At 68.6% G+C, this 22,228-nt stretch carries 17 protein-coding genes, 1 tRNA gene and 1 other RNA gene; 6 read left to right on the top strand and 13 right to left on the bottom strand.

Annotated features, from left to right (window positions below; translation table 11 throughout):
• Positions 1-5: 5 nt before the first annotated feature.
• From B7R21_RS03550 to B7R21_RS03540, 3 genes are read right to left on the bottom strand one after another with little or no spacing between them, the layout of a single operon-like run.
• Positions 6-1,799 carry an AtzH-like domain-containing protein gene (locus tag B7R21_RS03550; RefSeq protein ID WP_116281877.1) on the bottom strand — a complete coding sequence of 598 codons (1,794 nt, stop codon included), beginning with the start codon at positions 1,797-1,799 and terminating at the stop codon, positions 6-8.
• 1 nt (position 1,800) lies between these two features.
• On the bottom strand, positions 1,801-2,400 hold the full coding sequence (recR, locus tag B7R21_RS03545; protein ID WP_116281876.1) for a recombination mediator RecR: 600 nt from the start codon (positions 2,398-2,400) through the stop codon (positions 1,801-1,803).
• Between the two features lie 3 nt (positions 2,401-2,403).
• Positions 2,404-5,184 carry a DNA polymerase III subunit gamma and tau gene (locus B7R21_RS03540; RefSeq protein ID WP_116281875.1) on the bottom strand — a complete coding sequence of 927 codons (2,781 nt, stop codon included), beginning with the start codon at positions 5,182-5,184 and terminating at the stop codon, positions 2,404-2,406.
• 117 nt (positions 5,185-5,301) lie between these two features.
• Here B7R21_RS03540 and B7R21_RS03535 point away from each other — a divergent pair, with 117 nt between their 5' ends.
• Positions 5,302-5,730 (top strand): GNAT family acetyltransferase, encoded by a 429-nt coding sequence (locus B7R21_RS03535; RefSeq protein ID WP_116281874.1) that lies wholly within the window; start codon positions 5,302-5,304, stop codon positions 5,728-5,730.
• A gap of 1 nt (position 5,731) precedes the next feature.
• On the opposite strand, the gene B7R21_RS03530 is transcribed toward B7R21_RS03535, so the two are convergent.
• From B7R21_RS03530 to ffs, 3 genes are all read right to left on the bottom strand, one after another.
• Complete coding sequence (locus B7R21_RS03530) at positions 5,732-6,943, bottom strand: acetate/propionate family kinase (protein ID WP_116281873.1); 1,212 nt, start codon at positions 6,941-6,943, stop codon at positions 5,732-5,734.
• Positions 6,940-9,132 carry a phosphate acetyltransferase gene (gene pta / locus B7R21_RS03525; RefSeq protein WP_116281872.1) on the bottom strand — a complete coding sequence of 731 codons (2,193 nt, stop codon included), beginning with the start codon at positions 9,130-9,132 and terminating at the stop codon, positions 6,940-6,942. The genes B7R21_RS03530 and pta overlap by 4 nt, the downstream gene beginning before the upstream one ends.
• Before the next feature lie 166 nt (positions 9,133-9,298).
• An RNA gene (gene ffs, locus B7R21_RS03520) (signal recognition particle sRNA small type) lies at positions 9,299-9,395 on the bottom strand.
• Positions 9,396-9,490: 95 nt separating this feature from the next.
• Between ffs and B7R21_RS03515 the strand changes: the two genes are divergently transcribed.
• Together B7R21_RS03515 and B7R21_RS03510 are read left to right on the top strand one after the other, a co-directional pair.
• Complete coding sequence (locus B7R21_RS03515) at positions 9,491-10,144, top strand: SDR family oxidoreductase (RefSeq protein WP_116281871.1); 654 nt, start codon at positions 9,491-9,493, stop codon at positions 10,142-10,144.
• A gap of 69 nt (positions 10,145-10,213) precedes the next feature.
• Positions 10,214-10,301: transfer RNA gene (locus B7R21_RS03510), tRNA-Ser, on the top strand.
• 102 nt (positions 10,302-10,403) lie between these two features.
• Here B7R21_RS03510 and B7R21_RS03505 read toward each other — a convergent pair.
• The 4 genes from B7R21_RS03505 to B7R21_RS03490 all read right to left on the bottom strand — a co-directional run bounded on the left by B7R21_RS03505 (position 10,404) and on the right by B7R21_RS03490 (position 14,363).
• Positions 10,404-10,613: a hypothetical protein gene (locus B7R21_RS03505; protein WP_116281870.1), complete on the bottom strand. Its 210-nt coding sequence runs from the start codon at positions 10,611-10,613 to the stop codon at positions 10,404-10,406.
• A gap of 62 nt (positions 10,614-10,675) precedes the next feature.
• Positions 10,676-11,776 carry a hypothetical protein gene (locus B7R21_RS03500; protein ID WP_116281869.1) on the bottom strand — a complete coding sequence of 367 codons (1,101 nt, stop codon included), beginning with the start codon at positions 11,774-11,776 and terminating at the stop codon, positions 10,676-10,678.
• 69 nt (positions 11,777-11,845) lie between these two features.
• Positions 11,846-13,120 carry a saccharopine dehydrogenase family protein gene (locus B7R21_RS03495; protein ID WP_116281868.1) on the bottom strand — a complete coding sequence of 425 codons (1,275 nt, stop codon included), beginning with the start codon at positions 13,118-13,120 and terminating at the stop codon, positions 11,846-11,848.
• A gap of 46 nt (positions 13,121-13,166) precedes the next feature.
• Positions 13,167-14,363, bottom strand: coding sequence for an ROK family protein (locus B7R21_RS03490; RefSeq protein WP_116281867.1), 1,197 nt, complete (start codon positions 14,361-14,363; stop codon positions 13,167-13,169).
• A gap of 152 nt (positions 14,364-14,515) precedes the next feature.
• Between B7R21_RS03490 and xylA the strand changes: the two genes are divergently transcribed.
• The 3 genes from xylA to B7R21_RS03475 all read left to right on the top strand — a co-directional run bounded on the left by xylA (position 14,516) and on the right by B7R21_RS03475 (position 18,841).
• Positions 14,516-15,706, top strand: coding sequence for a xylose isomerase (gene xylA / locus B7R21_RS03485; protein ID WP_116281866.1), 1,191 nt, complete (start codon positions 14,516-14,518; stop codon positions 15,704-15,706).
• A gap of 2 nt (positions 15,707-15,708) precedes the next feature.
• Complete coding sequence (locus B7R21_RS03480; protein WP_116281865.1) at positions 15,709-17,283, top strand: xylulokinase; 1,575 nt, start codon at positions 15,709-15,711, stop codon at positions 17,281-17,283.
• 181 nt (positions 17,284-17,464) lie between these two features.
• On the top strand, positions 17,465-18,841 hold the full coding sequence (locus tag B7R21_RS03475; protein ID WP_116281864.1) for a hypothetical protein: 1,377 nt from the start codon (positions 17,465-17,467) through the stop codon (positions 18,839-18,841).
• A gap of 29 nt (positions 18,842-18,870) precedes the next feature.
• On the opposite strand, the gene B7R21_RS03470 is transcribed toward B7R21_RS03475, so the two are convergent.
• From B7R21_RS03470 to nrdF, 3 genes are all read right to left on the bottom strand, one after another.
• Positions 18,871-19,803 carry a sulfurtransferase gene (locus B7R21_RS03470; RefSeq protein WP_116281863.1) on the bottom strand — a complete coding sequence of 311 codons (933 nt, stop codon included), beginning with the start codon at positions 19,801-19,803 and terminating at the stop codon, positions 18,871-18,873.
• Positions 19,800-20,975, bottom strand: coding sequence for a glycerate kinase (locus B7R21_RS03465; protein ID WP_116281862.1), 1,176 nt, complete (start codon positions 20,973-20,975; stop codon positions 19,800-19,802). Before B7R21_RS03465 ends, B7R21_RS03470 begins: the two co-directional genes overlap by 4 nt.
• A 185-nt stretch (positions 20,976-21,160) precedes the next feature.
• On the bottom strand, positions 21,161-22,135 hold the full coding sequence (gene nrdF, locus B7R21_RS03460; protein ID WP_116281861.1) for a class 1b ribonucleoside-diphosphate reductase subunit beta: 975 nt from the start codon (positions 22,133-22,135) through the stop codon (positions 21,161-21,163).
• Between the last annotated feature and the right edge of the window lie 93 nt (positions 22,136-22,228).

The following is a 22,228-nucleotide window of genomic DNA, read 5'->3' as shown; positions in this document are numbered from 1 at the left end:
CCTCGTCAGTGGCGCGGGGTTGCCAGCCCGATGAGCTGAAGATCGGCCCCGCGGGCACCGATCAGGCAGAGCCCGACCGGCAGTGTGCCGACCCGGCCGTAGGGCAGGGTGAGGGCGGGGAGCCCCGACAGCGACGCAAGGCAGGTCAGGCGGAGGGTCGCACCGCGTACGCGATCGATCTCGGCCGGCGAGGCATCGAGGGCCGGGGCCGGTCCTGAGGTCGACGGCAGCGCGAGCGCAGTGCCGGAGGGCACCAGCTGCTCCAGCCGGAGGGTTGCCTTCGCAAGGATCTGCCGAGCATCCCGGGCCTCGCCCTCTGTGATGCCGCTGGCAAGACGGAACCGCTCGGCAATCGCCGGGTCGAGCGCCCCGGGATTCGCCTCGACGAATGCACTGTCTGACCCCCAGGCCTCGTACTGCTGCACTGTGCGGAAGGCGTCGAACCACTGCTCGAGCTCCGCCGGATCGAGCGCCACGGCAGCCGCGCTCTGCACCACCTGCGCTCCCGAGGCGAGGGAGAGCGCACGCACACCGGCCTCGAGACTCAGGCGCGCATCCGGATCAGCCAGCGCGGTGAGAGCAGGGTCGACCAGGAGGGTCGAGATCTGCGACTGCTCTGCTGACGCGTTCAGACCGACCCCGGTGGAGAGCAGGGCACGGGTGCCTGCCGCCAGCACCGGGAGCTCCCGCGCAAGAAGGCCGACGGTGTCGAACCCGGGAGCAAGCGGAACGAGACCCTCGCGGGACACGGCATCGTGGGTGGTGCGGAGACCGTAGAGCCCCGTGTACGACCCCGGCACCCGAATGGAGCCGGCAGTGTCGGTGCCGAGCCCGAGGTCGGCGAGCCCGAGCGCCACCGCCGAGGCAGGACCACTCGTGGACCCACCGGGGATGCGTCCCGGGGCAGCAGGGTTCGGCGGCGTGCCGTAGTGCACGTTGGTTCCCGCGATCGAGAACGCCAGCTCATCGGTCTGGGCGAGCCCGGTGATCTCGGCGCCCTCGTGTGCGAGCGCCGCCACCGCCGGAGCCGTCGCGGTCTCGGGATTCCGGCTGGCGCGGTAGCTCGGATTGCCGGCGCCGATGGTCTCGCCGGCGATGGCGAACAGATCTTTCACGGCAACCCGCACCCCGGCGAGCGTTCCGACGCGGTCCGTGCCGTCCGGGTAGGCGACAGACGACGAAAGCGGACGTCGATCTTCGGGCGTGGCCCAGATCGCCCGCGCTTCGGCTGCCGTGAGCGTCGGTGAGCTGAACTGCATCCCGGGCACGGTCGAGACATGCGCGACCGTGACGGCCCACCTGCCGTCGACGCGCTGCCACAGTTGCGTCTGGCTGCCGGTTCCACGGTCTCCCCGCAGAGTCTCGGCAATGATCACTGCCGCGTCTTCGGAGATCGGGCGCAGGTGCACGCGGCGGAGGAAACGCGCGGGAACAGGGGGCCGCGCCGCGCGGAACACGGCGATGTTGTCGTGGCCCACCAGGGCCGATCCGGCCTCACTCCGCACGGTTCCGCTCCCGCCTGCGAAGAGTTCGTCGAGCTCGGGCACGTCGTTCGTCATCAGCGCACGCTCGTACCGCCAGAAGGCGGCGAGCAGGCCGGGGTCTCCGAGCCACTCGGGCGCCCGTGTGCCGGGCGTTGTTCCGTCGTGCTCGTGAGGCGGGGTGGTCTCTCCCGTCGTGTTATGGGGATGTTCGGGTGGGCGTGGAACGGCAGGTGGGGTGGAGCCGTCAGCGGCGGAACCACCGCGACCGCCCGGCGTACCGGCGCCGTGCCCGGGAGCAGGAGGACGCCAGCGCATGCTACTGCTCGACCAGCCGTCGGCCCTCGAACGCACGACCGAGGGTGACCTCGTCGGCGTACTCGAGATCGCCGCCCACCGGCAGCCCGGATGCCAGTCGCGTGACCCGGATCTCCAGTGTCGTGAGCAGGCGCGACAGATAGGTGGCCGTCGCCTCGCCTTCGAGGTTGGGGTCCGTGGCGATGATGACCTCTTCGACCGTAGCGTCTGCGAGACGCCTCATGAGTTCCCGGATGCGCAGGTTGTCGGGGCCGATACCGTCGATCGGGCTGATCGCTCCACCGAGCACGTGGTAGAGCCCACGGAACTCGCGCGTGCGCTCGATGGCCACCACGTCCTTGGCCTCCTCGACCACGCAGATGACATTCTGCGACCGTCGCGGATCGCGGCAGATCGCGCAGGTGTCCTGCTCCGAGACGTTTCCGCAGATCGAACAGAAGTGCACCTTGTCGCGCACCTCGATGAGCACCTCGGCAAGCCGGGTGACGTCGAACGACTCCGTCTGCAGAATGTGGAAGGCGATGCGCTGTGCGGACTTCGGACCGATGCCGGGCAGCCGTCCGAGCTCGTCGATCAGTTCCTGAATGATTCCCTCGTACACGGCCTAGCCTTCCCGCTCGGGCGCCCGACGCGGCACCACGGGACGTTCCTCGATGAAGCTCGCACCGAGGATCTCCCGCACGACCGCCTCCCCGTAACGCTGCTTCTCACCGAACTGGGGAACGGGTCGATCGGATGCCGCGGACCGACCCGGGCGTGCGGTCGCAGCCGGCGGGGTCGAGCTCGGCGTCGTCGACGCGGCCGGTGGCTGGATCGAATTCTGGCGGGGTGCGGGTGCCCTCGGCGGCAGGCCGAACGACTCGTCGGAGGGACCGGTCGCCAGGGGGATGTCGTCATCGGCGCCGGCCCATGACGCGGACGGGTCGAAGTCGGGAACGTTCCCCTCGGGGATGTCCTCGGGGATGTCGTCCGGGATCTCGGATGCCGGGATCTCCGATGCCCGAATCTCCGCCCGCGGGGTGGCGGCGGCCGAGGCGGAGGGCCCCCGGTCGGCGGATCGCGGAATGTCGACCGCCACCGAGCCCACGCGCACCGGTTCCTCGGGCTCGGGGCTCGACACGGGGATCGCCACAACGGGCCACGAGGTGGTCGGGGCTCCGCCCGACGTGGCCGGGCGACCGAGGGGTGTGCCCGCGGCGTCCTGCTGCTGCCGGCCGGGCGAGGTGGGAGCGGTGGTGGGTGTCGCGGCCGGCGCAGACGTCGTAGGCACGGACGTCGTCGGCACCGACGTCGTAGGGACCGACGTCGTAGGCACCGACGTCGCAGGCACCCGAGCCGCGGTAGTGGGCGACGCAGTAACGGATGACGCCACCGCCGGCCCCCCGCCAGTGTTGGGGACCCCCGCGGCGGCCCTGGCCTCGGGCGAGCCGGGATTCGTTGCGTCGACACGAGCGATGAACTTCACCCGGAGCCCGAGCACGTCGACGATGGCCTGGCGGAGCACCTCGCTGACACCCTGGCCCGGAACCTGCTGCTGCTTGAAGTTGTCGACATCGTTCTGGCTCGGGAACGTCAGCGTCAGAACATCGCCCTCGAGCGCCCGGATCGAGCCGGTGTAGACGACCATCCATGCCGACCGCTTGCTCTTCTCGACGGTCTCAAGGATCTGCGGCCAGGAATCGCGCAGCTGCGCGAAGGTCACCGGCGAGCCGGTCGTGGCCGGCGGTGTCACGCCCGCAGCGGCAGGCGCAGCAACTTCCGCAGCGGCAGACGCTGACGCCCCCGCAGAGGCGGGAGCAGAAGCAGGAGCTGACGCTGGCGGAGCACCGACATCGTGCGGAGCGACGGTCGGCGCGTCGACATCCGTCGCATCGCCCGCAGCCGCACTGCCTGCAGGAGCGTCACCGCGGGGCGCAGTGGGCGCGGGCTCTGGCGCGGCCTCAGCCCGTGGCTCCTGTACCGGCGCACCTGCCACGGCAAACGAACCGGACGGCCGATCGATGCTGTAGGCGCGTTCGGGCGGCGAGTCGGTGGCCCTGGCCCGCGACGATGCCCCGGAACCCGAATCGGAGCCGGTGCGGTTCGACGATCCGTCACCAGCTACGACTGCCCGTGTACCGGAAGCTACCGAACCAGAACCCACCACGCCGGCAACAGACGAGCCGGATCCGGCGGAGCCACCGGCCGGGATCGCCGTCGCCCCCTCGATCGCACCGTCTACGCCCACGCGGCGTTCGAGCCGTTCGACGCGAGCCAGCGCGCCCCGGGCAGTGTCGTCGCTCGCCGGAACCAGCACCCGTGCGATCATCAGCTCGAGGTGCAGGCGGGGCGAGGTCGCACCCGTCATCTCGGTGAGGGCAGCATTCACGATGTCCGCCGTGCGGGACAGTTCGGCCGAACCGAACAGGGCGGCCTGCTGCTGCATCTGCAGGATGTCGTCGCTCGGCATTCCCCGGAGAACCGCTGCCGCGCCTTCTGCTGACCGCGTCGCGGAGACGATGATGACGTCACGCAGGCGTTCGAGGAGGTCTTCGACGAACCGGCGCGGATCCTGCCCCGTCTGGATCACCCGGTCGACCGCACCGAAGGCACCCTCCGAGTCGTGGGCACCGAGTGCGTCGATCACCTCGCCGAGAAGCGACGCGTGGGTGTAGCCGAGCAGCGCCACAGCGCGTTCGTACTCGATGGTGTTGCTCTCGGAGCCCGCGATCAGCTGGTCGAGCAGCGACAGGGTGTCCCGGGCGGATCCTCCACCCGCCCTCACCACGAGAGGAAGCACCCCGGGCGCTGCCGTGATGCCCTCGATCTCCGAGAGCGCCTGCACGTATTCGAGCAGTTGCGCGGGCGGGATGAGCCGGAAGGGGTAGTGGTGCGTGCGCGACCGGATCGTTCCGATGACCTTGTCGGGCTCCGTCGTCGCGAAGATGAACTTGATGTGCTCCGGAGGCTCTTCGACGATCTTCAGCAGCGCATTGAAGCCCTGCGGCGTGACCATGTGCGCCTCGTCGAGGATGAAGATCTTGTACCGGTCGCGGGCGGGAGCGAACACCGCACGCTCGCGGAGGTCTCTCGCGTCATCGACACCGTTGTGGCTCGCCGCGTCGATCTCGACCACATCGAGCGAACCGGATCCGTCGCGGGAGAGCTCGACACAGCTCGGGCAGACCCCGCACGGCGTGTCGGTCGGGCCCTCCGCGCAGTTGAGGCAGCGGGCGAGGATGCGCGCCGAGGTGGTCTTGCCGCATCCCCGGGGGCCACTGAAGAGGTAGGCGTGGTTCACCCTGTTCGTGCGCAGCGCCGTCATCAACGGCTCGGTGACCTGCGACTGGCCGATCATCTCGCCGAACGTCTCAGGCCTGTAGCGGCGGTAAAGGGCTGTGACCATGGAGCAATCGTATCCGCCACCACTGACGCCCGGCCCCCCGCCGCAGAACCTGTGGAGAGGTCACGACCAGACGGGCCCTGTGGAGAGCGGGCGGAACCGATCTTCTAAGCTCGAACGATGCTGATTCGCCCGTTCGATCCCTCAGACACCGAGACCGTCATAGCCCTGTGGAACGCCTGCGGACTTGTTCGCCCCTGGAACGACCCGCTCACAGACATTCAACGGAAGCTCACCGTGCAGCCGGAGCTGTTCCTGGTCGGCGTCGACGAGGAGACGCCCGGCGGCGAGGTCGTCGGCAGCGTGATGGTGGGCTTCGACGGCCATCGGGGCTGGGTGAACTACCTGGCTGTCTCACCCGAGCACCGCGGCCACGGTCACGGACGGGCCTTCATGGCCGAGGCGGAACGTCTGCTCATCAGCATCGGATGCCCGAAACTGAACCTGCAGGTGCGAGCGGGAAACGAGGGCGTGCTCGCCTTCTACGAAGCACTGGGCTACGCGCCCGACCACACCGTCAGTCTCGGGAAGCGCCTCATCGCCGACTGAATCAGATCACGGACAGCGACTGCCGGGCGATCTCCAGCTCCTCGTTCGTCGGCACCACGAGCACGGCCACCGCCGAGTCGTCTGCAGAGATGAGGCGCGGCCCGCGCTCCCCCGACGCGTTCCGCTGCGGGTCGATCCGGATGCCCAACCGTTCGAGGCCCTCCAGCGCGCGACCGCGCACAGCCACGCTGTTCTCCCCCACCCCGGCCGTGAAGACGATCGCGTCGACTCCGCCGAGTACCGCGATATACGAGCCCACGTAGTGCTTCAGCCGGTGCAGGTACACGTCGAGCGCCAGCGCTGCTGCCTCATCACCCGAGTCACCCGCCTCGACGACGTCGCGCATGTCTCCCCGCCCGCTCAGACCGATCAGCCCACTTCGCCGGTTCAGCAGCGTGTCGAGCTCGTCGAAGCCGAGGCCGGCCCTCCGGTGCAGGTGCACGAGCACGGCCGGATCGAGATCGCCCGACCGGGTGCCCATCACCAGGCCTTCGAGCGGGGTGAGACCCATCGAGGTGTCGACAGACCGGCCACCGTCGACAGCGCACGCCGACGCCCCGTTGCCGAGGTGCAGCACGATGGTCTTCAGCTGTTCCAGGTCGCGGCCGAGGAACTCTGCCGCGACCTCGGAGACGAACTTGTGGGAGGTTCCGTGAAACCCGTAACGGCGCACCCGATGCTTGTCCGCGAGCTCTCTGTCAATGGCGTAGGTGTAGGCCGCCGCGGGAAGAGTCGCGTGGAACGCGGTGTCGAACACCGCGACGTGGGGCACGTCGGGAAAGGCCACCTGCGCCGCCGTGATGCCATCGAGGTTCGCCGGGTTGTGCAGCGGTGCGAGCTCGGAGAGATCTTCGATGTTGATCTTCACGAGGTCGGTGACGACAGTCGGTTCGAAGAACCGCTTGCCCCCGTGCACGACCCGGTGACCCACCACGATCGGCGGGTTCTCGGTGAGCGAGGGCCCGTGCGACGCGAAGGCCTCGATCATGACCCGGAACGCCGCGGCGTGGTCCGCCACCGGCTCCGATCCCCGGAACGTCTCGTCGGCAGCATCGCCCGCCGTCGAGCTGGCTGACACCGTGTGCTTGACCGAGCCGGCATCCTCCCCGATCCTCTCGATGAGTCCACTCGCCAGCACGGTCTCGCCCGTCATCTCGAGCAGTTGGTACTTCAGCGACGACGAACCGCTGTTGATGACGAGAACGGCGCTCACAGCCCGGCTCCGGCCGGCGTCCGGACCGGAGCCACGACGGTTGCGGCCTGGATGGCGGTGATGGCGATCGTGTTGACGATGTCCTGCACGAGGGCTCCCCTCGAGAGATCGTTGATCGGTTTGTTCAGGCCCTGCAGCACCGGGCCGACCGCGATCGCGCCGGCGCTCCGCTGCACCGCCTTGTAGGTGTTGTTCCCCGTGTTCAGGTCGGGGAAGATGAACACGGTCGCGCGACCCGCCACCTCTGAGCCGGGCATCTTCGCCGCCGCAACCGCTGCATCCGCGGCTGCGTCGTACTGGATCGGCCCCTCCACGAGCAGGTCGGGCCGGCGCGAGCGCACGAACGCCGTCGCCTCCCGCACCTTCTCGACATCCGCCCCAGATCCCGAGACGCCTGTCGAGTACGACAGCATGGCGACCCGGGGGTCGATGCCGAACTGCACAGCCGTCTCCGACGACGAGATCGCGATGTCAGCCAGTTGCGTCGCCGTCGGGTCCGGGATGACCGCGCAGTCGCCGTAGACGAGCACCCGGTCGGCGAGCGCCATCAGGAACACGCTCGACACCACAGACACCTCGGGGCGGGTCTTGATGATCTCGAAGGCGGGCCGGATCGTGTGGGCCGTGGTGTGCGCTGCCCCGGACACCATTCCGTCGGCCAGCCCGAGGTGCACCATCATCGTTCCGAAGTACGAGACGTCGCTCACCGTGTCCCTCGCCATGTCGAGGGTGATGCCGCGGTGCGCCCGGATGCTCGCGTACTGTTCGGCGAACCGCTCCCTGAGTTCGGGGTCGAACGGGCTCACGATGTCTGCGTCGTCGAGGGTGATGCCGAGCGACGTCGCGCGCGAGCGGATCTCGTCTTCTTCCCCGAGGATGGTGAGGCGTGCGATGCCCCGCGTCAGAACGGTTGCGGCGGCACGCAGCACCCGGTCATCCGTCCCCTCGGGCAGCACGATGTGCTTCTGGGCCGAACGGGCGCGGTCGATGAGCCCGTATTCGAACATCAGCGGGGTGATGACGGTCGAAGAACTGATGTCGAGCAGTTCGAGAAGTTTCGCGCCGTCGACGTACTGCTCGAACAGCGCGAGCGCGCTGTCGTACTTGCGCTGCGAGTCCGCAGCCAGCCGGCCCCTCGTCGAGGTGATCCGCACCGCGGTGTCGTAGGTGCCGAGCGGCGTGCTGATGATCGGAAGCGAGGCCTCCAACCCGTCGATCAGTCGTTCAATGGGCTCCGGGAGGTCGAAGCCACCGTTCAGGATGATTCCCGACAGGCTCGGGAACGTCGCCGAAGCGTTGGCCATCAGCGCAGCCAGCAGAACCTCTGTGCGATCGCCGGGGATGACCACGACGGCGCCCTCCATGAGCCGGGGCAGAACGTTCACCATCGACATGCCGGCCACCACCACGCCGAGCGCCTCGCGACCCAGCAGGCGCGGATCGCCCTTGATCATGACTCCACCGGTCGACTCGACGAGGTTCGCCATGCTCGGCGCGACGAGCAGCCGGTCTTCGGGAATCGACCAGATCGGCACCCGGGAGCGCTTCGCATCGACCGACGTCGAGATCGCCAGCGCCGAGAGAGCGTCGGCTGCCGCCCGTGCGATCGAATCGCGGATCTTCTCGAGGTTCTCCGGGTCGCTGCGGTTCGCCACGATTCCGAGCAGTGTCGCGTGAGCCGCCTTCAGCTCCACCAGGGCCAGCTCGGTGATCTGCCGCATGTCATCAGGGCTACGGGCGTCGGAGTGACCGAGGAGTTCGGTGGCACCCTGGCCCGCCCGGCCACCCAGCACGAGCAGCACGGGGGCGCCGAGGTTGGCAGCGATCCGCGCATTGAAGGAGAGCTCCGAGGGGCTGCCGACGTCGGTGTAGTCGGAGCCGAGGATGACGACCGAGTCGCAGCGGCGTTCGACGGCTTTGTAACGCTCGACGATGCGCGAGAGCGCAGCATCCGCGTCGGCGTGCACCTCCTCGTACGAGACGCCTATCGCGTCGTCGTACTCGAGGGCGACACCGTCGTGCTCCAGCAGCATCTCGAGCACATAATCGCGCTCGTGAACCGATCTCGCAATCGGGCGGAACACACCCACCCGGCCGACGTTCCGCCCGAGAATGTCGAGCACGCCGAGGGCGATGGTCGATTTGCCCGAGTGCCCCTCGGCAGAAGTGATGTAGATGCTGCGAGCCACGGTTCTCCTTGCGGTCCAGGCGGCCCTGCTGTGCGGGTCGCCGGTTCCACCCTAGGGAGCCGGGGCTGGGTGCGCACCCCCTGTGGACTGATGATCAGCAGTCTGTCGGCTGTGAGCGAGAAGAGGTCTGGGCTCCAGTGGAAGCCCAGCGGAACGCCGTCGAAACAGAAAGGACCCCCCGCGCACCCGCCAGAGCCCGGTTACCCTTGCTGCATTTCTGCCCTGGGGGAGTTGGCCTGGATGGCGCCACGCGGGGAGCCGGTGACCAGTTTAGCCGACAGTAGCTCCCTCCGAGTCGCGCACCCGTGTCCCGGGTCGCCGACTTGGCAGATCACGCCCCGGGGCGTTGGATGGAGGCATGAGAATCGCAATCGCCGGCGGCCACGGAGTTATCGCCCTCCACCTCGAGAAACTGCTGTCCGACCAGGGCCACGAGGCAGTGGCGATCATCCGCAATCCGGAGCAGGCCAGCGACGTGCTGGCCGCCGGCGGCATCCCTGTCGTCATCGACCTCGAGAAGGTGGATGCCGCCACCCTCGCACTCGACCTCACAGGTGTGGACGCGGTGGTCTTCGCGGCAGGGGCGGGTCCGAATTCGACGGCTGAACGGAAGAACACCGTCGACCGGGACGGCGCGATCCTGCTGGCCGACGCAGCGGAGAGCGCGGGCATCCGCCGTTACGTGCTGGTCTCCTCGATGGGGGCGGACGACTTCGACCCGGAATCCGACGACGTTTTCCAGATCTATCTCGCCGCGAAGGCAGCAGCGGATGCGAACCTCCGTGAGCGCGATCTGGACTGGACCATCATCCGTCCCGGCGGGCTGACCAATGACCCCGGCACGGGCGAGGTCATGCTCGCCGAGAGCACCGGACGGGGAACGATCCCACGCCACGATGTCGCCGCCCTGATCGCGGCTTCCCTCATCGACGGAATCGCCATCCGCGCCCAGTTCGAGGCGATCAGCGGCGACACCCCGATCCCGGAGGCGTTGGCGGCCGTGCGCTACTGATTCGAGCGATCAGCGGGAATGCCGTAGGATGCTCTTTGGTCGTTTCTCTACCGGGGAGGCGGCCCGCCAGGAGAATTCGCCTAGTGGCCTATGGCGCACGCTTGGAAAGCGTGTTGAGTGAAAGCTCTCGGGGGTTCGAATCCCCCATTCTCCGCCACAACAGTGCCGTACCCGTACCCGCATCCGGGAACACAGGCCGTACGACGAACGGCCCGCTCGATGCGGGCCGTTCGGGGTTGGGATCTAGTGGGGATGGGTTCTAGCCGAGTTCGTTCTCGGTGATGGCGTCGGAATGCAATGCGATCCAGAGCTCGGCGGCATGCTTGTCGGCAGCCGTGTGGAGTTCGGAGCCGGTGAGACTCTCGACGATAAACGGGCGGTCTCCGTGCCCGTTCTCCCGGCGAATGTTCGCGACGTGCACGTCGCCGATCCAGATCTCTTCTGCTTCTTTGCCTGCGTTGTCAGCCATGGCTTTACGCTACAGGTTCCGGCCGGTGATTTCTGTCCGCCAGCCGGAACCTCCAGCGATTGCTACGAGTTGCGCGCGCGGCGCCGACGAGCCACGGCCAGGCCAGCAAGAGCGCCGAAACCGAGCACTGCGACGAGCACACCGAGGCCGACGATTCCGACGACGGGCGCTCCGGTCTCGGCGAGCGATCCCGTTTGGCCGCCGGTCCCGGGCCGCGGAACGACTACCCCGGCGGTCGACGTCGACGTCCCGGTCGGAACGGGCGTGGCGGTGGCCCCGGGCGTCGCCGGCGGAGTCGCGGGCGGCGTGGTCGGGGTGACTGCGGCCGCAGCCCCGGACAGCGGCACGGCCACAACCAGCGCAGCCGTCTCGACGGTTCCCGTAACTGCGAACCCACCCACTCTCGCACTCCCCGTGAACGAACCCGTGGCGAGAGGCGAATAGGTCAGTTCGAATGCTGCCGTGCCTCCCGGGGCGATGATCGCGCCGACGGAGCCGAAGGAGGACGCGGTGATCTTCACGGTCGGTAGCGGATTCCCCGCCGAGTCGACGATGCTGATGTCATTCGTCGAGAAACGGATCGGCAGCACGCCGTCGACGTTGAGGGTGACCTCCTGCGTGGCGAACCCGCCGAGGCTGACGGTGCCGAAGTCGGCTGATGTGCCGCCTCCCGCGGTTGTGGCGGTGAAGTGCGCCGGATTCGTGGCGATCGACGTTCCCTTGAACGTGAGCGCCAGGTTCTTGGTCTTGTTGTCGGCCTGATCGGTCACAACCAGCGTCACCGGAACGGAAGAGACCGTTCCGACCGCAGGCACCGTGTAAGTCACCTTGAACGTGCCGTGTCCGTTCTTCGGTATGACGGTCAGTGCGGAGAAACTCCCTGCGGTCACGGTGAACGGTCCCGTCAGGGAAGTGAGAGGAGCAGGATCGATCGCTATCGAATCGTCACCACCGTTCGTGATGTCGAACTCCCGGATCACCACAGTCCCCGCCTTCGCAGAGCCAAAATCCGGGTTGCCCGATGCGAAGAACACGTCGAACGGCGCGGCGCTCGCGGGCGCGGCAGCGACACCGCCCACGAAGACGGCCGCGCCGATCAACGCGAGGGTGGCGACAACGCGTCGGCCGAGGCCGGACGGTCGGGAGGAGGCGCGCAGGGTCATGGTGGTCCAACTTTCGTGGCGAGACAGAGTCACGCAACGGTAGCTTAAAACCGAGCAAACCTCAATGCATCAGACCGCGCGGTCCTCGAGCCCCCAGGCCTGTCCGTAGCCGCCCTCCTCGACCGGCAGAGCCATCAGCTCGAGGAACGGCAGCGCGTCGAACGCCTCGGGACCGAGCACACCGACCCCGCCCCATACCCCGAGCGCCAGCAGTTCCAGCGCGATCACGGGGTTGAGCGCCGTCTGCCAGACCACGCACTGGGACTCGTACTCGCGCATCGTCCACTCGTTGTCGGCCACGTGGTAGAGGTAGACCTCCCGCGCCTGCCCGTCGAGCCCCGTGCCTGTCACCCACAGTCCCGCGCAGGTCTTGCCGGTCATCCGGGGTCCGAGCGTCGCCGGGTCGGGGAGCCCCGCCGCCACGACATCACGAGGCGAGACAGCCACCGGGCCGGCGGCCGAGCGCACGGTCAACGGCGCCGTCTTGTCGAGTCCGAGCTGGTGGAGCGTCTTCAGAATGGAGATGAACTCGTTGCCCAGCCCGTATTTGAAGGTCACCCGCTTCGCATCGACCCACCGCGGCATCAGCAGCACCTCTTCGTGCTCCACGTTCACGCACTCGACCGGCCCGATGCCATCGGGAAAGTCGAAGATCTCCGGCTCACTGAACGGCTCGGTGGTGTACCAGCCGCGCTCCTTCTCCCACACGACCGGCGGGTTCAGGCACTCCTCGATGGTGGTCCAGATACTGAACGACGGTGCGAAGATCTCCTCCCCCGACTCATCCCGGACGACCAGGTTCGCCCCGTCGCGCGTACCGAGCTCGTCGATGTCGCTGAAGAGATGGTCTGCGGCGTAGCGTGCGAACACGTCGCTGAGCCCGGGCTCGACGCCCATGCCGACGAGCGCGAGAGTGCCCGCCTTCTCCCAGTCGGCGGCCTGGGCGAACTGGTCGTCACCCAGCTTGATGCCGGTCTCGGAGTGCGGCTCGGTCGGGTGCGGCTCCGAGAGGCTCATCGCCATGTCGAGGTAGTTCGCTCCGGCTGCGAGCGCACCGGCGAAGATCGCCTGCACGAAACGCGGCTCGACAGCGTTCATGACGTGGGTCGCTCCGTGCTTGCGGGCTACCTCTTCGACACTCGACGCGTCGGAGGCGTCGATCCGGTCGGCCAGGAACTTCTGTGCAACCTCCGGTCCGTGCTTCGCCTGGATCCAGGCTACGGTCGACTCCGCCCGGGCCAGGTCGTAGTCGGTGACGACGATCACCTCGAAGAAGGCACGCCTCGCCGCGATCTTCGCGATCGAGTTTCCGACACCACCGGCACCCACGAGCAGAATTCTCATGGCGAGAGACTACCGCGAGCGAGGGATGCCCGTCAGCACCTCCGCCTCAGAACACCGTTCCGGCAGGGTCGGCCAGCAGGTCGGCGAAGACCAGCTCCGCGGCACCCGTCGTCAGCAGCCGGGAACGGAGCTGGGCTCGCTCGAGACGCACCGGCTCGGCCAGCCCGACGACGGATGCGGCCTCGACGGAAGCGCGGAGCCGCGCGGGGTCGGCCTCGTACAGCGACCCGAGAAAACCGCCCAGGATAATCGACTCAGGGTTGAACACGCTGACGAAGGTGCCGATGGCGAGCGCCAGCACGTCGAGTTGGCGCTCGATCTCGGGTCGGGCATCCGGAACCGCCGCGATCAGCGCGTCGACCTCGTCGAGCCCGGCGCTGTCCCGCCCGAGCACCTGCAGCAGAAGCCCGAGGTTCACCTCGGTCTCGAGGCACCCGCGCTTGCCGCAGTGGCACCGGATGCCCGAACTGTTCACCAGCGTGTGGCCGAGTTCTGCGGCGTAGCCCCGGCTGCCGCGCAGCATCACCCCGCCCGCGAGGACGCCGCCCCCGATGCCGCTCGCGCTGCCGTTGAGGTAGACGAGATCCTGCACGCCGCGGCCTGCGCCGAAGATGCTTTCTGCCACGGTCGCGAGCGCGGCATCGTTGGCCACCGCGGCACGGAGCCCGAGGGCTGCGGCGAAGGGTTCGGCGACCGGTTCGTCACGCCAGCCGAGGTGCGGGGCGAGCGCGACGACGCCGTCCCGCGAGTTCACGAGCCCGGGCACGGCGATCCCCACCCCCGCTACGCGGAACTCGGCCTGGAGCTCGTCGCGCATCCCCTCGAGAATTTCCTGCACGATCCGGATGCTCGCCCCGACCGTCGGCACCGCATCCGTCTCGCGGCGCACCAGGTGATGCAGTAGACCGCCGAGCCCGACGATGCCGACCGTGACCGCGTCGATGTCGGGGTTGACCGTGATCGCCACGACCTTCCCGTTCGCGTGAACGATGGGACTCGGCCGACCCACCCGGCCGGAATCGGCGGGTTCCGTCTCATAGGCCAGGCCGAGCTCGTCGAGTTCGGCGACGAGGGCGCCGGTGGTCGACCGGTTCAGGGCGGAGAGACCGGTGAGCTGCGCCCGGGACTGGGGGCCACCGTGGTGCAGGAAGGTCAGCACGGTCGAGAGATTGTGCCGACGGGTCTGGTCGTTGCTGTTGCCGACGCCGGGCGACAGGCGGCGAGGCGCACTGGCCAGAACCATGGGGCCTCCCGGATCGATGTTCGAAGACAGTGTGCCAGCCCTTTGACACCAGCCCAGCATCCGCAATATGTTGTGTGTGGTAACTTTTTATCACGGACACCCTCTGAACACCATGTCCGACTCACCAACGATGCTGACTGGAGCACCCTCGCATGTCGCTGACGCCCACCCGCGCTGACAAATTCTCTTTCGGACTCTGGACGATCGGCTACAACGGTTCCGACCCGTTCGGCGGCCCCACGCGCTCGCACCTCGACGTGGTCGAAGCCGTCGAGCGCCTGAGTGAGCTCGGCGCCTACGGGCTCACCTTCCACGACGACGACCTCTTCGACTTCGGTTCGACCGACTCGGAGCGCCAGACGCAGATCGACCGGCTGAAGGGCGCCCTCGCTTCGACGGGGCTCGAAGTTCCGATGGTCACCACGAACCTGTTCAGCGCACCCGTCTTCAAAGACGGCGGATTCACGTCGAACGACCGTGCCGTGCGCCGGTTCGCCCTCCGCAAGGTGCTCCGCAACATCGACCTCGCCGCTGAGCTGGGCGCGAAGACCTTCGTGATGTGGGGCGGCCGCGAGGGCGCGGAGTACGACGCGGCGAAGGACATCCGCTCGGCTCTCGAGCGCTACCGCGAGGCCGTCAACCTGCTGGGCGACTACGTCACCGACAAGGGTTACGACATCCGGTTCGCGATCGAGCCCAAGCCGAACGAGCCCCGCGGCGACATCCTGCTGCCCACCGTCGGGCACGCAATGGCCTTCATCCAGACCCTCGAACGCCCCGAGCTGGTCGGTGTGAACCCCGAGGTCGGCCACGAGCAGATGGCCGGGCTGAACTTCGCTGCCGGCATCGCCCAGGCGCTCTACCAGGGCAAGCTCTTCCACATCGACCTCAACGGCCAGCGCGGCATCAAGTACGACCAGGACCTGGTGTTCGGCCACGGTGACCTCTACAACGCGTTCGCGCTCGTCGACCTGCTGGAGAACGGATCCCCCGAGGGCGGCCCGGTCTATGACGGCCCGCGCCACTTCGACTACAAGCCGAGCCGAACCGAGGACATCACGGGCGTCTGGGACTCGGCGGCCGCGAACATGCGCACCTACCTCCTGCTGAAGGAGCGCGCGGCAGCCTTCCGGGCAGACCCCGAGGTACAGCAGGCCCTGGCCGCCTCCCGTGTGCCCGAGCTGGCCGAGCCCACGCTCAACCCCGGCGAGACCTACGCCGACCTGCTCGCCGACCGTTCGTCCTACGAAGAGTTCGACCCGACCCCGTACTTCGACGGCAAGGGCTTCGGCTTTGTGCGCCTCAACCAGCTCGCGCTCGAGCACCTCACCGGCGCGCGCTAGCCATGACGCTGGTCGCGGGAGTCGATTCGTCGACCCAGAGCTGCAAGATCGTGATTCGAGACGCCGAGACCGGTGTGCTGGTGCGGAGCGGGCGCGCGCCGCACCCCGACGGCACGGCGGTCGACCCTGCGGCGTGGTGGAGCGCGCTGCAGGCGGCGATCCGGGATGCGGGTGGGCTCGACGATGTCGCCGCGATCTCTGTCGGCGGCCAGCAGCACGGCATGGTGGTTCTGGATGCCCGGGGCCGGGTCATCCGCGACGCGCTGCTCTGGAACGACACGAGGAGCGCCCAGGCGGCCTCAGACCTGCTCGCCGAGATCGGAGCAGGCGGGCCCGCCGGTTTCGCCGAGCGCGTGGGGTCGCTGCCGGTCGCTTCGTTCACCGCGACGAAGTTGCGCTGGCTCCGCGACGCAGAACCGGCCAACGCGGCGCGCGTCGCCGCCGTGGCGCTCCCCCACGACTGGCTGACCTGGCGCCTGCTCGGGTACGGCCCCGAGGGCGAGAGTCCGCTCGGACCGGTTCTGGATGCACTGGCCACCGATCGTTCGGATGCAAGTGGAACCTCCTACTGGAGCCCTGCCGCAGAACGCTACGACTTCGACCTGTTCGAGCAGGCCTTCGGCCGAACGGCCGTCGAAGCGGCGGGCGTCGAGTCGGCCGCGGACGAAGCGGTGGACGCCGCAGAGCGGGCGGCCAACGATGCCGTCATCGTGCCCCGCATCGTGCAGACGGGGCACGTCGTCGGAACGACTGTCGCCCACGGCGGCGACCTCTCCTATGAGGGCGACGACCCCGGGAACACACCCGAGGTCGTCGGGGTCGTTCCCGCCGGCATCCTCGTGGGCGCGGGGATGGGCGACAACGCCGGCGCCGCACTGGGGCTCGACGCAAAAGCGGGTGACGTGGTGATCAGCATCGGCACGTCGGGAACGGCGTTTGCCGTGACCGATCACCCGGTTGCCGACCTCACCGGCACTGTCGCCGGGTTCGCCGATGCCGCCGGCGGGTTCCTGCCGATCGTGGTGACGCTGAACGCCGCGCGCATCCTTGCATCGACCAGTGAACTGCTGGGGGTCGACTACGACGAGTTCGCGCGGCTCGCGCTCTCCGCAGCCCCGGGCTCCGGCGGCGTCGTGCTGGTGCCGTACTTCGAAGGGGAACGCACCCCGAACCTCCCCGACGCCACGGCGACACTCGTCGGGCTGACGATCGCGTCGACCACCCGCGAGAACCTCGCCCGTGCTGCGATCGAGGGCATGCTGTGCGGGCTCGCCGATGGAGTGGGCGCGATCCGCGAGCTCGGGGTCGCCACCCAGCGAGTGCTGCTGGTCGGGGGCGCCGCACAGAACGAGGCGGTGCAGGCCGTCGCGGCGCAGGTCTTCGACGTGCCGGTCTCGGTGCCGACGCCGGGCGAGTACGTCGCAGACGGCGCGGCCCGGCAGGCCGCGTGGACGCTGTCGGGCGCGAGGCCCACGTGGCCCATCAGTTTCGTGGCCGAGCTCGCGGTCGACACGGTGCCGGTGATCGCCAGGCAGTACGTCGAAGCTCAGGCGCTGGGGTCCCTTCCGCGCGGCTGAGAGCGAGCCGCGCGGTGCTGTCACGGAGGGCGCCCGCCAGGAAGGGCGGCCCTCCGCAACGGCGGGTGTTCCCCGCGTTCGCCGCGGCGCGCCTTCCTCGGCAACCCGCCGTTCACCGCGGCGACACTCGCGCCTGTGACGATGCTCGTGCCCGCAGCATCCGTCGACCGAAGAGGCCCCCGTGACCCTGACCACCCCCGCCCGCCTCGGTGGCGCACTTCTCCTCTCGGCGCTGTCCCTCGCGCTGGTCGGCCTGGCCCCGGTCTCCGCCTCGGCAGCGCCCGCCGCAGCCGCAGCGGGCACCGTCTCTGACGGCGCCTACATCCTGTACGACTCCGGCACGGAGACCCGCTTCCCGGCCGGGCACGTGGCTCTGTGGGATGACGACCTCGTGGCCTCCCCCAGCAGCAGCGATCCCCGCGCGCACTTCACCTGCGCCAGCGACGCCGAGAGCGTGCAGACCTTCATCAGCCCCGTGGGCTCGGAGCGCACTCGGGCATCCTGGATCGGCTACGCCGACAGCGGCTTCTTCTTCGGCTCCAAAGACGTGCTCGAGCCCTCGGCCAACCTCAGCGCCCAGATCCTCGGCTCGGCCGGCCAGGCCAAGGCCCGGGGCGGCGACTACAGCGTCGGCCTCGCCTGCCTGAAGTTCAACGGCGTGCAGTTCGCGAGCGCCGGCCTCTGGTTCACCACTGTGCACGTGACCCCGGGCAGCGGTTCCTGGACGTACGACCAGGCCCCGAACCCCCTGAAGCTCACCGTCGGCAAGCCCTCGATCTCGGGCTCGGCAGTGGTCGGCTCGAAGCTCACCGGCGCTGCGGGCACCTGGGGGCCGTCGCCCGTGACCCTCACCTACCAGTGGAGCCGCAGCGAGGTGCCGATCGCCGGCGCAACCAGCACCACCTACACCCTGCAGCCGGCGGACCTGGTTCGCGCCATCACCTTCATCGTCAAGGGCGCCAAGAGCGGCTATGAGACATCGGCCGCGTCCAGTAAGGCGACGAGCCCCGTGATCGACAGGTTGACGGCTACAGCCACGCCGACCATCAGCGGCACCCCGACCGTGGGCGCGGTCCTCACCGCCAAGCCCGGAACCTGGTCGCCGGCGCCTGTCACGTTCACCTACCAGTGGAACCGCAGCGGAGTGAAGATCACCGGCGCCACGAAGTCGACCTACACACTGGCGGCGGCGGATGCCCAGACCACCGTGACCGTCACGGTCACCGGCTCGAAGTCGGGGTATGGCGCGGTCGCGAAGACCAGTGCCACCACGAAGGCGGTCGCGAAGGGTGCGCTCGTCAGCACTGTCCCGACGATCTCGGGCACGGCCAAGGTGGGCTCGGTGATGGCCGCCAGACCCGGAACGTGGTCGCCTGCCCCCGTCACCCTCACCTACTCCTGGAAGCGCGCCGGAACAGCGATCGCGGGCGCGACCTCAGCGAGCTACACACCGGTCGCGGCCGACGCCGGCAAGACACTGACGGTGACCGTCACGGGTGCGAAGTCGGGCTACGTGTCCGCTACTTCGACGAGCAAAGCCGTCACTGTGGCGAAATAGGGCCTGGCCCGCCCGGCGCGCCGAATCCCTCACTCCCCTGTTGCGACCTCGCGGTCGGTGTTCGACCACGCCGACCAGGAGCCCGGGAACACCCGCGGCTCGAAACCCGCGATCGTCAGCGCCACCGCGTCGGCCGCAGCAGTGACACCCGATCCGCAGTACACGCCGACCGGGGCATCCTGCCGGGCGCCGACGGCCTCGAACCTCGCGCGGAGCTCCGACGGGCTGAGGAATCGACCGTCAGCGCCGACATTTCCCGTCGCCGGCGCACTGCGGGCCCCCGGGATGTGCCCGGCTCGCGGATCGATCGGCTCCACCTCGCCCCGGAATCGTTCCGGCGCACGAGCGTCGAGCAGCACCCCGCTCCGGCCGAACTCGGCTGCGGCATCGATGTCCAGCCACGGAAGAGCCCCGTAGGCGAGCGTCACCGAACCCTCCCCTGCGGCGACCGGATCGCCCGTCTCGAGTTCGAACCCGGCGGCGAGCCACGCCTTCAGCGCGCCGTCGAGCAGCCGAACATCCGAGACGCCAGCGCTTCGGAGCAGCCACCACGCACGGGACGATGAGAGATTGGCCAGGTCGTCATAGACCACGACCGTGTCACCGTCAGCGATTCCCAACGATCGCGCCGCGGTCTGCAGCGCGTCGATCGCGGGCACCGGATGCCGTCCCTCCGTCTTCTCGCCGTGCCGGGCCAGCTGCGTGTCGAGGTCGACGTACCGCGCCCCCGGAATGTGCCCCTCACGGTAGAGCGGGAGCCCGGGCGGCCCGCCGAGCTTCCACCGCACATCGAGAACCCGCACCCGCGGCCCGCGATCGCTGGCGAGCAGTGCCGCCAGCTCCTCGGCGCCGATGAGTATCGCGCCCGTGTCGTCGCTGGCCCCGTTCCCGCTGCGCCCGCCGCCGGCAACGCCCCCGCCGCCGGCACCGCCGCCGCCGCCGACCCCGCCGCCGTCACTCATGCGCCTTCTCCACCCGACGTCTTCGCGCCGCCGTTCGCCAGCGCACGCCCGGCCGCCCAGAGGAACGGCAACGGGTTCTCCATCGCCGCTTCGGAGCTCCCGGCCAGCTCGCTGAGCGACACCGAGGCCGCGAAATCCTCCGGATCCGCGCCGATACTGCCCGCCACGAGAAGCGGGAACGTCTCGTGCTTCCGGGCGAGCCCCACGACGAACGACGGCACCTTTCCCGCGGCGGACTGACTGTCGAACCGCCCCTCGCCCGTGATCACCACATCGGCCTCGCTGATCTGACGCTCGAGGCCGACAGCATCCGCCACCGTCTCTGCACCGCTCCGGATGATCGCACCCCACAGTGCCAAACCGAACCCCGTTCCACCGGCGGCACCGGCGCCCGGTGCTTCGGGGTCGGCCAGATGTGCGGCCGACCTCGGTCTCGTCGTCTGCGCGGCCTCCCCGACGATCCGCGCGAAGGCCGCGAGGGAGCGGTCGAGCTCGGCGACCTGGTGCACGTCGGCACCCTTCTGCGGGCCGAACACCGCCGCAGCGCCTTCGGCTGCCAGCAGGGGATTCGTGACATCGGTGATGATCTGGGCACCGCCCTCCGGCAGATCGCGGAACCCGCTGAAGTCGACCGAGACGAGCCCGGCGAGCCCACCGCCACCCGGCCGAATGGGGTCGCCCTCTGCGTCGAGGAACCGCGCGCCGAGCGCCGTCAGAGCGCCGACGCCGCCGTCGGTGGAGGCGCTCCCGCCGATGGCGAGCAACAGCCGCTCAACGCCGTGGTCGAGCGCCTTGACGATGGCCTCTCCGAACCCGTTGGTCTGGGCATCCATCGGCCGAAGCGTCGACAGCAACGTGATGCCGCTGGTGTTGGCGAGTTCGACGACACCCGTGGTCCCGATGCTCTCTTCGCCCGGAACGAGCAGCCACTCGGCCTCGACCGGTTCACCGGCCGGCCCGGTGACCGTGATCGGCATCCGCTTCGACCCGGGGATGGCGAGCGCAAGCGCCTCGATGGTGCCCTCGCCACCGTCGGCCATCGGGGTCAGAACGACCGTGTCGCCGGGTCTGGCCTCACGCCAGCCCCCGCCGATCGCCTCCGCCACTTCGACGGCGGTCGCGCTCCCTTTGAAGGAGTCGGGGGCAACGACGACCTGCAGCGTGGGGCTCATGCTCCCATCCTGCCCCACCGCCCCCACCCTCGCACCGTCTGGGACGCGCCCCATCACCCGCAGAGCGCCGGGGCGAATTTGCAGCGACGCGCCCACCCGACCATCAGCGACGCTGCGCCGCAGCAGCGGCGGCGCAGCCAGCAAACACAGTCCCCTTGGGACTTCTGACCGACGCTATGCGTCGCTCAGAAGTCCCAGTCTTCGTCTTCGGTGTTCACGGCCTTGCCGATCACGTACGAAGAACCCGATCCACTGAAGAAGTCGTGGTTCTCGTCGGCATTCGGCGACAGGGCCGACAGGATCGCCGGATTCACGTCGGTGACGCTCTTCGGGAACATCGGCTCATAGCCGAGATTCATCAGCGCCTTGTTGGCGTTGTAGTGCAGGAACTTCTTCACGTCTTCGGTCAGCCCGACCTCGTCGTACAGATCCTGCGTGTACTGGGTCTCGTTCTCATAGAGGTCGTACACCAGAGAGAACGTGTAGTCCTTGATCTCGTCGCGCTTGGCCTGGTCGACCTTCTCCAGACCCCTCTGGAACTTGTAGCCGATGTAGTACCCGTGCACGGCCTCATCGCGGATGATCAGCCGGATCAGGTCTGCCGTGTTCGTCAGCTTTGCGCGGGACGACCAGTACATCGGCAGGTAGAACCCCGAATAGAAGAGGAATGACTCAAGCAGGGTCGAGGCGACCTTCCGTTTGAGCGGATCGTTGCCGTGGTAGTCGTCGAGAACGATGTCTGCCTTCTTCTGCAGGTTCGGGTTCTCGGTCGACCAGCGGAACGCCTCGTCGATGTCCTTGGTGTTCGACAGCGTCGAGAAGATCGACGAGTACGACTTGGCGTGCACCGACTCCATGAACGCGATGTTCGTGTAGACGGCCTCCTCGTGCGGGGTGATCGCGTCGGGGATGAGGCTCACCGCGCCCACCGTGCCCTGGATGGTGTCGAGAAGCGTCAGGCCCGTGAACACCCGCATGGTGAGCTGCTGTTCGGCAGGCGTGAGCGTGTTCCACGACTGCACGTCGTTCGAGAGCGGAACCTTCTCGGGCAACCAGAAGTTGTTGACGAGACGGTTCCACACCTCGACGTCTTTGTCGTCCTGGATCTTGTTCCAGTTGATCGCCTGCACGTTCCGCGCGAGCCTGAGCTGTTCAGCCACGATTCTCTTCTTTCGAGCTGCGGATGATCGCAGCGAGGTTGTTACAAATGAAAGGTCAAGGCCTACGCATCACAGGGCGCACTGAATGGATGG

Origin of the sequence: Subtercola boreus, from assembly GCF_003399625.1 — a bacterium.
Classification (GTDB): domain Bacteria; phylum Actinomycetota; class Actinomycetes; order Actinomycetales; family Microbacteriaceae; genus Subtercola; species Subtercola boreus_C.
The sequence above is the reverse complement of the archived record's forward strand: the minus strand, read 5'-3'. Positions and strand labels throughout refer to the sequence as shown.